We start from the raw sequence: 13,056 nt of genomic DNA, 5'->3' as shown, positions 1-13,056 counted from the left end.
CCCGCGAAGCTTCAGACCGGCCATGCAATCGATTTTGGCCAACAAAGTCCCCCCCGGCTCTAGGTCCCTGAGCCGCCATGCGTTAGCATCCGTCTCCGATAGACGCTTCGGCCAGTACGGCCGTGCCAACAATAAGATTTGCTTCTTTTTTTGCTAGGGGACTTGGTGATGATCAAGAAATACCTTTCGCGACTGCTGGTCGGTGTTACCGCCCTGGTCGCCGTCTCGGCAGCCCAGGCTGGCGCCATCGAAGACGCGGTCAAGCGCGGCACCCTGAAAGTGGGCATGGACCCAACCTACATGCCGTTCCAGATGACCAACAAGCGTGGCGAGATCATCGGCTTCGAGGTCGATATCCTCAAGGCCATGGCCAAGTCCATGGGCGTCAAGCTGGAGACCGTCTCCACCGCCTATGACGGCATCATCCCGGCCCTGCTGACCAACAAGTTCGACATGATCGGCAGCGGCATGACCCTGACCCAGGAACGCAACCTGCGCCTGAACTTCAGCGAACCCTTCATCGTGGTCGGCCAGACCCTGCTGATCCGCAAGGAACTGGCGGGCGAGATCAAGACCTACAAAGACCTGAACAACGAGAAGTACCGCATCACCTCCAAGCTCGGTACCACCGGCGAGATGGTTTCCAAGAAGTTGATCGCCAAAGCCAAGTACCACGGCTACGACAACGAGCAGGAAGCGGTGATGGATGTGGTCAACGGCAAGGCCGACGCCTTCGTCTACGATGCACCCTACAACGTGGTGGCGGTGGAGAAGGCCGGCGCTGGCAAGCTGCTGTTCCTCGAAGAACCCTTCACCTACGAGCCGCTGGCATTCGGCCTGAAGAAAGGCGACTACGACAGCATCAACTTCATCAACAACTTCCTGCACCAGATCAAGCATGACGGGACCTACGATCGTATCCACGACAAGTGGTTCAAGAACAAGGACTGGCTGAAGGAAATGGAATAAGAAGTAGCCGCAAGCCGCAAGCTGCAAGCTGCAAGAGGAGGTGGGCCAATACGCGGTCTGGTTTTCCTTGCAGCGTGTAGCTTGCGGCTTTCCGCTTTCTGGAGTAACCCCGTGATCAAACACAAGAAAGCCCAGTGGCCCTGGCACGCGCTGACTGCGCTGGTGCTGGTTGGCCTGGCGGTCAGTCTGTATCTGGCCACCTCGATGATGTCCTATGAGTGGCGCTGGAACCGCGTCCCTCAGTATTTTGCCTACCAGGCCGAAGACGCCCAGCGCGCCGCCAGCAATGGCACCGTGCAGGACATCGTCATCTCCGGTGACACCGCCCGCGTCTCGCTCAAGGGCGAAGACGGCGCTGAGCAGGTGCTCGATGTGGACAGCAACAGCCTGCAACTGAGCCGTGGCGATGACGTCGCCGAAGGCGACCAGGTCGGTGTGACCCGCCACTGGGCGGCTGGCCCGTTGGCGTGGGGCCTGTGGACCACGCTGTGGTTGTCGGTGGTGTCGGGCGCCCTGGGCCTGGTGATCGGCCTGTTCGCGGGCCTGTGCCGGTTATCGAACAACCCGACCCTGCGTGACTTGTCGACGGTGTACGTCGAACTGGTGCGGGGCACACCGCTGCTGGTACAGATCTTCATCTTCTACTTCTTCATTGGCACCGTGCTCAACCTGTCCCGCGAATTCGCCGGGGTTGCGGCGCTGGCGCTGTTCACCGGGGCCTATGTGGCCGAGATCGTCCGCGCCGGTGTGCAGTCGATCGCCCGCGGCCAGAACGAGGCGGCCCGCTCGCTGGGCTTGAACGCCAGCCAGTCGATGCGCCATGTGATCCTGCCTCAGGCCTTCAAACGCGTGCTGCCGCCGTTGGCCGGCCAGTTCATCAGCCTGGTCAAGGACACCTCGCTGGTCTCGGTGATCGCCATTACCGAACTGACCAAGAGCGGCCGCGAGGCCATCACCACCTCGTTCTCGACCTTCGAGATCTGGTTCTGCGTGGCAGGCCTGTACCTGCTGATCAACCTGCCGCTGTCGCACCTGGCCAGCCGGCTCGAGCGGAGGCTTGCGCAAAGTGATTGAAGTCCGTGACCTGGTAAAAGTCTTCGACACCCGCGGCCAAGTGGTTCGCGCGGTAGACAATGTCACCACGCGTGTGGCCAAGGCCGAAGTGGTGGTGGTGCTTGGCCCGTCGGGTTCGGGCAAGTCGACCTTCCTGCGCTGCCTCAACGGCCTGGAGCATTTCGACGAAGGCCATGTGGCCATCGACGGCCTGCAACTGGCCGACCCGAAGACCGACATCAACGCCTACCGCCGCGAAGTCGGCATGGTGTTCCAGCATTTCAACCTGTTCCCGCACATGACCGTGCTGGAGAACCTGTGCCTGGCGCAGAAGGTGGTGCGCAAGCGCGGCAAGGCCGAGCGTGAGGCCAAGGCCCGGGCGCTGCTGGAGAAGGTCGGTATCGCGCAGAAGGCCAACGAGTACCCGTCGCGGTTGTCCGGCGGCCAGCAGCAGCGCGTGGCGATTGCCCGTGCCTTGGCCATGGAGCCGAAGGTGATGCTGTTCGATGAGCCGACCTCGGCGCTCGACCCGGAAATGGTCGGCGAAGTGCTGGATGTGATGAAGACCCTGGCTCAGGAAGGCATGACCATGGTCTGCGTTACCCACGAGATGGGCTTTGCCCGGGAAGTGGCTGACCGGGTGCTGTTCTTCGACCATGGCAAGTTGCTGGAAGATGCCTCGCCGGCGCAGTTCTTCGATACGCCGAAGGACCCGCGGGCGCAGGCGTTCTTGCGCCAGGTGCTGTAACCGCTTGGGGGCGCATTGCGCCCCCGGCAATCTCAAAGGCTGAATCGCCCGACCATCCCCCGCAACTGCCGCCCCAGTTGCTCCAGCTCGCCACTCGAAGCCGCCGTCTGTTCACTGGCCGCACTGGTCTGGTCAGACACATCGCGCACATTCAGCACACTGCGGTTGATCTGCTCGGCCACCACGCTCTGTTCTTCACTGGCCGTGGCAATCTGCTGGTTCATGCCCTGGATACTCGACACCGTATCGGTGATCTGCCCCAGCGCATGCCCTGCCTTGCGGCTCAGCTCGACACTCTGCTCGGTCAGGCGCTTGCTGTTGTCGAGCAGGTGCGTGACCTCGTCTGTGCCGCTGTGCAGGCTTTCGATCAGTTGTTCGATCTCCTCGGTCGACTGCTGGGTCCGTTGCGCCAGCCCGCGTACCTCATCGGCGACCACCGCAAAACCACGCCCGGCTTCACCGGCCCGGGCTGCTTCGATCGCTGCGTTCAAGGCCAGCAGGTTGGTTTGTTCGGACACCGACTTGATCACATCGAGGATGCTGCCGATGCGCTGGCTTTCGCCCGCCAGATGCTGCATGGCTGCCAGGCAATCGTCCATCTGCCCGGCCAGTTGCTCGATGCGGCTGATGGCTTCGGCCACCACCTGATCGCCCACCTGCGCCTGCTGGTCGGCATTGGTTGCGGCCAGCGATGCTTGTTCGGCGTTCTGCGCCACCTCTTGCACGGTCGCGCTCATCTGGTTCATGGCGGTGGCCACCTGGTCGGTTTCCTCACGTTGCTGGTTGATACGCAGCTTGGTGTCCTCACTGCTGGCGGCCAGTTGCGTGGCCGCCTGTGACAGGTGGCCGACACCTTGGTCGATGCCGCCGATCAGCTCGCGCAGGCTCAAGGTCATGTCGCGCATGCTGGACTGCAACTGGCCCATCTCGTCACGGCGCAGCACCGGCTCGACCTGGCTCAGGTCGCCCTTGCTGATACGCGCGGCCACGGCCAGTGTCTGGCGCAGCGGCTGGGTAATCTGCAGGGTGATCAGCCAGCCGGCGATGACCCCCACCACCAGCGCCAGCACGGCCACGCTGGTCAGCAACGAGCGGGCTGCCAGGGCCTCGCTGTCGCGTTGCTCGACCTTGCGCTCGCCCAACTCCACGCTGACGGCGCTTAACTCATCACCCATGTTTTCCATGTTGCCTTGCAACTGCTCGACCCGCACGGCGGCGCTACGGTACTGGTCCAGGCGGGTGCGGTACTTGGCCAACTCGACACCGGGCTGTTCCGTCAGCGTGCGTGGCAGGCCCAGGGGCGCAAGACCCTTGAGCAACTGGCCAAGGCTGCTGTCGGCGGCGTCAAGTGCGCCATCGCCGACCTTGGCGAAACCCTCGACGGGCGAGAAGGTATAGGCGGGTACCAGGCTCTGCTGGTTGGCGCCGTCGACGTGACGGCTGAGGGTATCCATCAGGCCCAGCACGCCGCTTTGCTGGCTGTCGGCAGGCATCTTCAGCAAGGCCTGGGTCTGCAGTTCGTCGATGACGTCGTTGAGTTTCTGCTCCTGCGCCTGCATGGCCTCGCGCAGCGCGTGCCGCTGTGCGACCGTGCGCTGCAGTTCGGCGAAGTCGTCGCGCAGGCGCTGCAACAATTGCAGCTTCTGGGTGAGCATCTGGCGTGAATCATCGACATGGCTGCGTTGCTGCAGGGTGGTCAGCATGCCTTCGAGCTGGTCGAGGATACGCATGATGCGCGACTTGCTGGCGTCGTCGCCGAGCACGCGATAGGTGATGCGCTCTGCGCGCAGGTCCTTGACCAGGTCGTTGATCAGGCCGATTTCACTGAGTTGTTCCGAGCGGGTGATAGCGCCATCCAGCGCGCGCCAGCCGCTGAGGGTGGTGGCCAGGGTAAGCAGCAAGACCACGGCGAAGCCGAGGGCAAGCTTGGCGCCGACACCGACGTTGCCGAGCCTGCGGTTGAGGTAGCCGAGCATGATGAGTCTCCGTCCGTTTGAGAGAGGGCATGCCGGCGCAATGCCGGCATGACACCCCTGCCCATCGGCCGCGGAGGCGTAGGACTTGACCTGATAATCTCGTAGGAAAATTCAGCAAAGACTGTATGAATTTCTGCAGGCCCGCCGCGACGCTTGTGTAGGAGCGGCCTTGCGTCGCGAACGGGGCGCGTAGCGCCCCTGGTTTTTCAGCTTCGCCGCAGAGAGTGCTGGGGGCGCTACGCGCCCCGATCGCGACGCAAGGCCGCTCCTACACCACGCCCGCAGGCCTTGCACGATCAGAGCCTGAACCGCCCTACCAGCCCTTGCAGGTGCGTGCCCAACCGCGCCAGTTCCACACTGGAGCTGGCCGTCTCTTCACTGGCCGCCGAGGTCTGATCGGAGATATCCCGCACATTCATCACGCTGCGGTTGATCTCCTCGGCCACCGCGCTCTGTTCTTCCGCCGCCGTGGCAATCTGCTGGTTCATCGCCTGGATCGACGACACGGTACGGGTGATGGTCTCCAGAGAGCCCCCGGCGCGGCGGGTCAGTTCGACACTGCTGTCGGTCAGCTGGCGGCTGTTGTCCATCACGCTGGCCACACGTTGCGTGCCGCTTTGCAAGCCGGCAATCAGCTCTTCGATTTCTTCGGTCGACTGCTGCGTACGCTGGGCCAGGCTGCGCACTTCGTCGGCGACTACGGCAAAGCCACGCCCGGCCTCGCCGGCCCGTGCTGCCTCGATCGCCGCGTTGAGGGCCAGCAGGTTGGTCTGCTGGGCCACCGACTTGATCACATCGAGCACGCTGCCGATCTTGTCGCTCTCGGCCTTGAGCAGGTTCATCGCTTCGCTGGAGTTGGCCACCTCAGAGGCCAGGCGCTCGATCTGGGCCACCGCCTCACCCACCACCCGATCACCCTCGCGGGCTTGTTGGTCGGCCATCAACGCGGCTTCCGAGGCCTGTTCGGCATTGCGTGCCACCTCGTGCACGGTGGCGGTCATCTGGTTCATGGCCGTCGCCACCTGGTCGGTTTCTACCTTCTGGTTGTTGACCCCGGCGCTGGTCTGCTCGGTCACCGCCGACAGTTCCTCGGCGGCGCTGGCGATTTGCGTGACACCGTCGCCGATGCCGCCGATCAACTCACGCAGGCCCTGGGTCATGCGCTGCATGCTGGCCTGCAACTGGCCCAGTTCGTCGCGGCGTTGTACCGGCAAGTCCTGGCTCAGGTCGCCACTGGCCACGCGCTCGGCAGCGTTCAGGGTCTGGCGCAGCGGGATGATGATCTGCCGGGTGATGGCCCAGGCCGCCAGCAGCCCTAACGCCAGGGCCAGGGCGGTGGCGGCGGCGAGCAGGGTCTTGGCCTGGCTGGCACCGGCGTTGCGCACTGCCGTCTGTGAAGTGGTTATCGTCTGGCTGGTCTGCAGCAGCACCGAGCCCTGGTCGGCCATGTGTTGCAGCGCCTGCTCGCTGGCAGCCTGCGCACTGCCGAACTGGTTGACCGCGTCACGGTAGCCGGCCAGGGCGGTGGCGGCATCGTCGAGGCTGGCGGCATGTTCGGCGGGCACCTTGGCCGGCAGCGCCTTGAGTTGGGCCAGGGCCTGGTCGATGGCCTTCAGTGCGGTCTGCTGGTACTGCGCATCGCCGCTGTAGGTATAGCCACGGACCTGGAAGCGCGCTTGTTGCAGCAGTGCGCTGACGTCCACCGCATACTGGTATTGGCTGATATCGCCGCCCTGCAGCAGGCCCCGCTGGACCCGGCCGACCAGCTCGACGGCCTTGTCGGCGCTGTCGCCAAGCACGGCACGGCTGGCCTCGCGGCGCTGGCCGGCTTGTTTCAGGTCGTTGAACGCTTGTTGATAGATGCGCACGGCCTCGCGCTGTTGTTCGAGGCGCTGGCGGTCGGCGGGGAGTTCGATCTGGCCCAGCATCAGTTGCACCTGGCGATCAAGATTGGCCAGGGCCTTTTCCAGCTCGGCCACAGCAGCGTCATTGCGGTCGCGCTGGTAATGCTGGCGGGCGATGCGCAGTTCCTGGGTGTATTGCTGGATCACCGAGATATTACCCAGCTTGTCGCCGCGGTCGATGACGCTGTCCAGGCCGTGCCAGCCGGTCAGGGTAATGGCCAGGGTCAGTAGCAGTACCAGGCCGAAGCCCAGCCCCAGCTTGCGATTGACGCTTACATTTCCCAGCACGTGGGCTAACCATCGGTACATGTTCGACTCCCCGGTAACTTGGCAGCACGGTTAATTATTGTGTTGCCAAGGCATCGGCCCGGGAGAGAGAAACTTGATGGGTGAAAAGCCTGACGATTGCGTCAGAAAATACGCGATAACAGCGCGATTACGGCAGTCTCCACGCGCAGGATGCGCTCACCCAGTTGCACAGGCGCAAGGCCAGCCTTGCCCAGCAGCTCGACTTCATAGGGGATCCAGCCACCCTCCGGGCCGATGGCCAGGGTCACCGCTTGCTCGACGGCCCGCGGGCAGGCAGGGTAGGGGCCGGGGTGGCCCACCAGGCCCAAGGTACCTTCGGCGATGGCCGGCAGGCGGTCTTCGACGAACGGCTTGAAGCGCTTCTCGATGATCACCTCGGGCAACACCGTGTCGCGGGCCTGCTCCAGGCCCAGGATGAGGTTTTCGCGAATGCTTTCGGGGTTAAGGAAAGGCGTTTGCCAGAAACTCTTTTCGACCTTGTAGCTGTTTACCAGGATCAGGCGCTCGACACCCAGGGTGGCGACGGTCTGGAACAGCCGGCGCAACATTTTCGGCCGCGGCACCGCCAGCACCAGGGTCAGCGGCAGCTTGGCCGGTGGCGGCTGGTCGAAGCCCACTTGCAGTTCCGCTTCATGGCCTTCCAGGCGCACCACGGTGGCGCGGCCCATCAACCCGTTGACCTGCCCGACGCGCAGGCTATCGCCCACCGCCACCCGGTGAATCTCCTGCATGTGGGTGAAACGCCGGTCGGCCAGGACCACGCGGTCGGCCGCGATGAAATCGGCTTGTTCGAGTAACAGCAGGTTCACGGTTGCGTCGCAGGGGGTTGGTCGTTGTGATCGTTCGCGGCTTCATCGTGCTCGCTGCGCTTGCGGATCAGGCTGCCACACAGCACACCGACCTCGAACAACAGCCACATGGGCACTGCCAGCAAGGTCTGGGAGAAGATGTCCGGTGGGGTCAGGACCATGCCGACCACGAAGCAGCCGATGATCACGTAAGGGCGAACCTTCTTCAGGTACTTCACGTCGACCACGCCGATCCACACCAGCAACACCACGGCCACCGGGATCTCGAAGGCAACGCCAAAGGCGAAGAACAGGGTCATGACGAAGTCGAGGTAGCTGGCGATGTCGGTCATCATCGACACGCCCTCCGGGGTGGCGCTGGCGAAGAAGCCGAAAATCAGCGGGAACACCAGGAAATAGGCGAAGGCCATGCCGGCGTAGAACAGGAAGATGCTCGACACCAGCAGCGGAATGGCAATGCGTTTTTCATGGCGATACAGCCCGGGTGCAATGAAGCCCCAGATCTGTTGAAGAATGAACGGGATCGCCAGGAACAACGACACGATCATGGTCAACTTGAACGGCGTGAGGAACGGCGAGGCCACGTCGGTGGCGATCATCGTCGCATTGGCCGGCAGGTGGTCGCGCAACGGCGCCGAGACCAGGGTGTAGATCTGCTGGGCGAAGGAGAACAACCCGGCAAAGATCAGGAAGATGACGGCGACACAACGCAGCAGGCGGGTGCGCAGTTCGGTCAGGTGCGAGACCAGCGGCATGGGCTGGTCGTGTTCCGGATTTTCGCTCATGGGGCTCGCGGCGGTTGTGGCGGTTCAGAGGGTGCGGCCGGGGCGGCAGGCGTGGCGTCTGGCGTAGCTTCGAGCCCTGCGGGAGGTTGCACCGTGGCCGTGGTGACCGGTGGCTGCACCGCTGGCGTCTGCGGGTTGAGGATGCGCCGGGCTTCCTCTTCCATGTGCAGGATGTGCTCGTTGTGCAGCTGCCGACGTATATCGTCGGCGCCGATCTCGCGCTCGACTTCCATCTTGATGCTGTTGAAGCTGCGCTTGAGGCGCCCGATCCACAGCCCGGCCGTACGCGCGGCGCCGGGCAGGCGCTCGGGGCCGAGCACCAGCAGGGCGACGAGGCCGACGAGCAGCAGCTCACTGAAACTGATGCCGAACATGGGTCAGTCTTTCCGCTGTGGCTCTTGGACCGGCTGGGCCTGGCCCTCAATGGTGTGGCCCTGGGCTTGCTGGGCAGTGTTCTGCACTGGCGGAACGGGCTGTGCAGGCGGCGGCGTCTGCTCGGCCGGCTTGTTCTCTTCGTCGCTCATGGCCTTGCGAAAGCCCTTGATCGACTCGCCGAGGTCGCTGCCGAAGTTTTTCAGCTTCTTGGTGCCGAACACCAGCACCACCACCACCAGCAGTACAATCCAGTGTTTCCAGTCAAAGATACCCATGTTGCTCTCCTAGAATTCTATTCAGTCAGGCGGAAGGTTGACGCGCAGCCTTCTCGTCATGCCCGGAAAGCCCGAAACGGCGCTCCAGTTCATCGAGCACGGCCTGTGGATGCTGCCCCAACGCGCTGAGCATCACCATGCTATGAAACCACAGGTCGGCGGTTTCATAGATGACATCGCTGTAATCCTTGCTGATCGCAGCATCCTTGGCGGCAATGATCGTCTCGATGGACTCTTCGCCGAGCTTTTCGAGGATCTTGTTCAGGCCCTTGTGATGCAGGCTTGCCACGTAGGAGCTGTCGGGCGCCGCGTGCTTGCGTTGTTCAAGCACTTCGGCCAGGCGGTTGAGGGTGTCGCTCATGTCAGTGTCCTGCGCTATAGATGGCGTCCGGGTCCTTCAGGACCGGGTCGACGGTTTGCCATTGGCCGTCTTCGTAGACGCGGTAGAAGCAGCTTTCGCGGCCGGTATGGCAGGCGATATGGCCCAGTTGCTCGACCATCAGGATGATCACGTCGGCATCACAGTCCAGGCGCATTTCGTGCAATTTCTGTACGTGGCCGGACTCCTCGCCCTTGCGCCACAGTTTGCCACGCGAGCGCGACCAGTAGATGGCGCGTTGCTCGGCGGCAGTCAGGGCCAGGGATTCGCGGTTCATCCAGGCCATCATCAGCACGCGTCCGGTCTTGTGGTCCTGGGCGATGGCCGGTACCAGGCCATCGCTGTTCCACTTGATCTCGTCCAGCCAGTCTTTCATCGTCGACTCCAAAACGGGCCCGCTCCTGTGCCGGGCCCTTTGCGCTAGTGTGCCAGCCAGAGGCGCGGCTGGCTATTGGCGCACGATCAGGTAAAGGCCAGCGGCCAGCATCAGCCATGCCGGCCAGGCGGCCGGGGCGCCCAGGCTGGCCGCCTCGGCGGCACCTGCGGCCAGTACCGCGCCACCGCCGAGCAGGCCGGCGCCGAGCAGGCGCAGTGCCCAGCGGTCGCCCTGGCGGCGCCGCTGGGGCAGTTGCGGGTCGTGCAGGTGCGGTTGCGACAGGCGTTCGAGCAGGTCGCGGGTCATACCGGCCAGGTGCGGCAGTTGCTCGGCTTGGCTGTACAGGTTGCCGACCATGGCCTTTGGGCTGTAGCGCTCGCGCATCCAGCGTTCCAGAAACGGCTTGGCGGTGCTCCACAGGTCCAGGTCGGGGTACAACTGGCGGCCCAGGCCCTCGATGTTGAGCAGGGTCTTCTGCAGCAACACCAGTTGCGGCTGGACCTCCATGTTGAAGCGCCGGGCGGTCTGGAACAGGCGCATCAGCACCTGGCCGAAGGAAATGTCTTTCAACGGTTTTTCGAAGATCGGCTCGCACACGGTACGGATCGCGGCTTCGAACTCATTGACCTTGGTGTGCGCCGGCACCCAGCCCGAATCGATGTGCAGTTGCGCGACGCGGCGGTAATCACGCTTGAAGAAGGCGATCAGGTTGCGCGCCAGGTAATCCTGGTCCTCTGCGGTGAGGCTGCCGACGATACCGCAGTCGATGGCGATGTACTGCGGGCTCCACGGCTTTACCGTGCTGACGAAAATGTTGCCGGGGTGCATGTCGGCATGGAAGAAGCTGTCACGGAACACCTGGGTGAAGAACACCTCCACACCGCGCTCGGCCAGCAGCTTCATGTCGGTACGCTGGTCGGCCAGGGTTGCCATGTCGGTGACCGGCACGCCGTAGATGCGCTCCATCACCAGCACCTTGGGCCGGCACAGGTCCCAGTAGACCTGGGGCACGTACATCAGCTCGGAGCCCTCGAAGTTGCGCCGCAACTGGCTGGCGTTGGCCGCCTCGCGGAGCAGGTCGAGTTCGTCGTAGATGGTCTTTTCGTAATCGTTGACCACTTCGACCGGGTGCAGGCGGCGAGCGTCGGCAGACACCCGCTCGGCGCCCTTGGCGATCAGGAACAGCCAGGCCAGGTCCTGGGCAATGATCGGTTTGAGGCCCGGGCGTACCACCTTGACCACGACTTCTTCGCCGCTCTTCAGGCGCGCGGCGTGTACCTGGGCCACCGAGGCCGAGGCCAGCGGCTCGACGTCGAAACGGCTGAACACCTCGCCAACCTTGGCGCCGAGCTGCTCCTCGATCAAGGCCACGGCCTTTTTCGGGTCGAACGGCGGCACGCGGTCTTGCAGCAGCATCAGTTCGTCGGCGATGTCGGTGGGCAGCAGGTCGCGGCGGGTGGACAGCAGCTGGCCGAACTTGATGAAGATCGGCCCCAGGTCCTGCAGCGCCAGGCGCAGGCGCGCGCCACGGCTGAGCGCGGAGGGCGTGCGCGGCAGCCAGCGCCAGGGCATCAGCAGGCGCAGGCTCATCAGCCACCAGGGCAGGGGCAGGTCGAACAGCAGGTCATCGAGGCGGTAGCGGATCACCACACGCTGGATGCGAAAGAGACGGCGGACGGCGAGCAGCTTCATGCGTTATCGCTGGTATCAAGGGATCGGGAGAGGCGCAGCAGGCGCGCCTCTAAGCGTTCTGTATCGACCTTCAAGGCATCGAGCTCGCTGAAGGCGGCTTCGGCTTCGCGTTTGCCGACCAGGGTGCGGGACTCTTCGGCCAGGTACTCGGAGAGGTTCTGGCTGAAGCGCGTCAGGCCTTGGCGGGTCCAGCGCGCACGCAGGCGGATGTGGCCTGCCAGCAGCGCGGTGGCGACCGGGCCGAGCCAACGCTGCAGCTCGTGCTCCCAGTCCAGCTCCAGGTCCTGCAACACGCCGAACAGGTCGAGCAGCACGGCGCTGTCGCCATGCAGTTCGACCTGCGGGCTGTGCAACACGGCGGTCTTGTCCCTGGCCAAGGCCAGTTGCGCCAGGCTGCCAGCGGGGGCGCGCAGGCTGCAGTCGACCTCGCCTTCCCAGTGCGCGGCCAGCATCAGGCCGTCTTCATCGGGCAGGATGAACACCTGCAGGGCCGGCTGACGGCAATCGATCTCGATGACCTTGCCTTCGAGCGCAGCCAGCCGCGGCAATGCCGTGCTGTCCATGCGCAGGACGCGGTTCAGGCCATGTTCGACGCTGGCGAGCAGCCCGGCCAGCAGCATCAGGGCTTGATTCCCCGGTGTACGGCGACGATGCCGCTGGTCATGTTGTGGTAGGTGACGCGGTCGAAGCCGGCGTCGACCATCATGGCCTTGAGGGTTTCCTGGTCGGGGTGCATGCGGATCGATTCGGCCAGGTAGCGGTAGCTTTCCGAGTCGTTGGTGATCAGCTTGCCGGCCAGTGGCATGAAGGCGAACGAGTACGCGTCATAGGCCTTGGACATCAGCTTGCTGGTCGGCTTGGAGAATTCGAGGATCAACAGGCGCCCGCCCGGCTTGAGCACGCGCAGCATCGAGCGGATGGCTTCGTCCTTGTGGGTGACGTTGCGCAGGCCGAAGGCGATGGTCACGCAGTCGAAGTGGTTGTCCGGGAACGGCAGCTTCTCGGCGTCGGCCTGGACGAACTCGATGTTGCCCGCCACGCCACGGTCGAGCAGGCGGTCACGGCCAACCTTGAGCATCGACTCGTTGATGTCGGCCAGCACTACCTGCCCGGTCGGGCCGACCAGCCGCGAGAACTTGGCGGCCAGGTCACCGGTACCGCCGGCAATGTCCAGCACGCGGTTGCCGCTGCGCACGCCCGACAGCTCGATGGTGAAGCGCTTCCACAGGCGGTGCATGCCGCCGGAAAGCACGTCGTTCATCAGGTCGTACTTGGCCGCCACCGAGTGGAACACCTCGGCGACTTTCTTGGCTTTCTGGCTCTCGGGGACGTCCTGGTAGCCAAAATGGGTGGTGGGTTCGGCGTGTTCGCCTTTGCGCTGGTCGTTCATATCGCTTCACCGGAAA

Annotated in this window: 13 protein-coding genes and 3 pseudogenes; 3 read left to right on the top strand and 13 right to left on the bottom strand. The window is 64.0% G+C overall.

Annotated elements, in window-relative coordinates:
• Positions 1-171: 171 nt before the first annotated feature.
• From LOY26_RS24845 to LOY26_RS24835, 3 genes are all read left to right on the top strand, one after another.
• Positions 172-969: a transporter substrate-binding domain-containing protein gene (locus LOY26_RS24845; protein WP_186652955.1), complete on the top strand. Its 798-nt coding sequence runs from the start codon at positions 172-174 to the stop codon at positions 967-969.
• A 111-nt stretch (positions 970-1,080) separates the two neighbouring features.
• A complete protein-coding gene (locus LOY26_RS24840; RefSeq protein WP_186652883.1) occupies positions 1,081-2,043 on the top strand; it encodes an amino acid ABC transporter permease in 963 nt (320 codons plus the stop codon).
• Positions 2,036-2,770, top strand: coding sequence for an amino acid ABC transporter ATP-binding protein (locus LOY26_RS24835; RefSeq protein WP_033702582.1), 735 nt, complete (start codon positions 2,036-2,038; stop codon positions 2,768-2,770). Before LOY26_RS24840 ends, LOY26_RS24835 begins: the two co-directional genes overlap by 8 nt.
• 166 nt (positions 2,771-2,936) lie before the next feature.
• Here LOY26_RS24835 and LOY26_RS27165 read toward each other — a convergent pair.
• From LOY26_RS27165 to ubiE, 13 genes and pseudogenes are all read right to left on the bottom strand, one after another.
• A pseudogene (locus LOY26_RS27165) lies at positions 2,937-3,516 on the bottom strand (methyl-accepting chemotaxis protein); the annotation flags it as partial.
• Positions 3,517-3,657: 141 nt separating this feature from the next.
• Positions 3,658-4,746: pseudogene (locus LOY26_RS27160) on the bottom strand (methyl-accepting chemotaxis protein); the annotation flags it as partial.
• Positions 4,747-5,042: 296 nt separating this feature from the next.
• Complete coding sequence (locus LOY26_RS27155; RefSeq protein ID WP_408980781.1) at positions 5,043-5,756, bottom strand: methyl-accepting chemotaxis protein; 714 nt, start codon at positions 5,754-5,756, stop codon at positions 5,043-5,045.
• Between the two features lie 141 nt (positions 5,757-5,897).
• Positions 5,898-6,959 (bottom strand): annotated as a pseudogene (locus LOY26_RS27150) (methyl-accepting chemotaxis protein); the annotation flags it as partial.
• A 101-nt stretch (positions 6,960-7,060) separates the two neighbouring features.
• A complete protein-coding gene (locus LOY26_RS24820; protein WP_033701939.1) occupies positions 7,061-7,768 on the bottom strand; it encodes a 16S rRNA (uracil(1498)-N(3))-methyltransferase in 708 nt (235 codons plus the stop codon).
• Positions 7,765-8,553: a twin-arginine translocase subunit TatC gene (gene tatC, locus LOY26_RS24815; protein WP_033701938.1), complete on the bottom strand. Its 789-nt coding sequence runs from the start codon at positions 8,551-8,553 to the stop codon at positions 7,765-7,767. Before tatC ends, LOY26_RS24820 begins: the two co-directional genes overlap by 4 nt.
• The gene (gene tatB, locus LOY26_RS24810; protein WP_186652869.1) at positions 8,550-8,927 is read right to left on the bottom strand and encodes a Sec-independent protein translocase protein TatB; all 378 of its coding nucleotides are present in this window, start codon (positions 8,925-8,927) and stop codon (positions 8,550-8,552) included. Before tatB ends, tatC begins: the two co-directional genes overlap by 4 nt.
• A 3-nt stretch (positions 8,928-8,930) precedes the next feature.
• The gene (locus LOY26_RS24805) at positions 8,931-9,203 is read right to left on the bottom strand and encodes a twin-arginine translocase TatA/TatE family subunit (RefSeq protein WP_033701936.1); all 273 of its coding nucleotides are present in this window, start codon (positions 9,201-9,203) and stop codon (positions 8,931-8,933) included.
• Between the two features lie 25 nt (positions 9,204-9,228).
• A complete protein-coding gene (locus LOY26_RS24800) occupies positions 9,229-9,564 on the bottom strand; it encodes a phosphoribosyl-ATP diphosphatase (RefSeq protein WP_033701935.1) in 336 nt (111 codons plus the stop codon).
• Between the two features lies 1 nt (position 9,565).
• Positions 9,566-9,958 carry a phosphoribosyl-AMP cyclohydrolase gene (gene hisI / locus LOY26_RS24795; RefSeq protein ID WP_033701934.1) on the bottom strand — a complete coding sequence of 131 codons (393 nt, stop codon included), beginning with the start codon at positions 9,956-9,958 and terminating at the stop codon, positions 9,566-9,568.
• Between the two features lie 72 nt (positions 9,959-10,030).
• On the bottom strand, positions 10,031-11,650 hold the full coding sequence (gene ubiB, locus LOY26_RS24790; protein WP_258714208.1) for a ubiquinone biosynthesis regulatory protein kinase UbiB: 1,620 nt from the start codon (positions 11,648-11,650) through the stop codon (positions 10,031-10,033).
• Positions 11,647-12,270: an SCP2 domain-containing protein gene (locus LOY26_RS24785; RefSeq protein ID WP_033701932.1), complete on the bottom strand. Its 624-nt coding sequence runs from the start codon at positions 12,268-12,270 to the stop codon at positions 11,647-11,649. The genes ubiB and LOY26_RS24785 overlap by 4 nt, the downstream gene beginning before the upstream one ends.
• Positions 12,270-13,040: a bifunctional demethylmenaquinone methyltransferase/2-methoxy-6-polyprenyl-1,4-benzoquinol methylase UbiE gene (gene ubiE, locus LOY26_RS24780; protein WP_033701931.1), complete on the bottom strand. Its 771-nt coding sequence runs from the start codon at positions 13,038-13,040 to the stop codon at positions 12,270-12,272. Before ubiE ends, LOY26_RS24785 begins: the two co-directional genes overlap by 1 nt.
• Positions 13,041-13,056 lie beyond the last annotated feature (16 nt).

Origin of the sequence: Pseudomonas sp. B21-047, assembly GCF_024748775.1 — a bacterium.
GTDB lineage: Bacteria > Pseudomonadota > Gammaproteobacteria > Pseudomonadales > Pseudomonadaceae > Aquipseudomonas > Aquipseudomonas capeferrum.
This window is presented reverse-complemented; position numbering and strand designations above follow the sequence as displayed.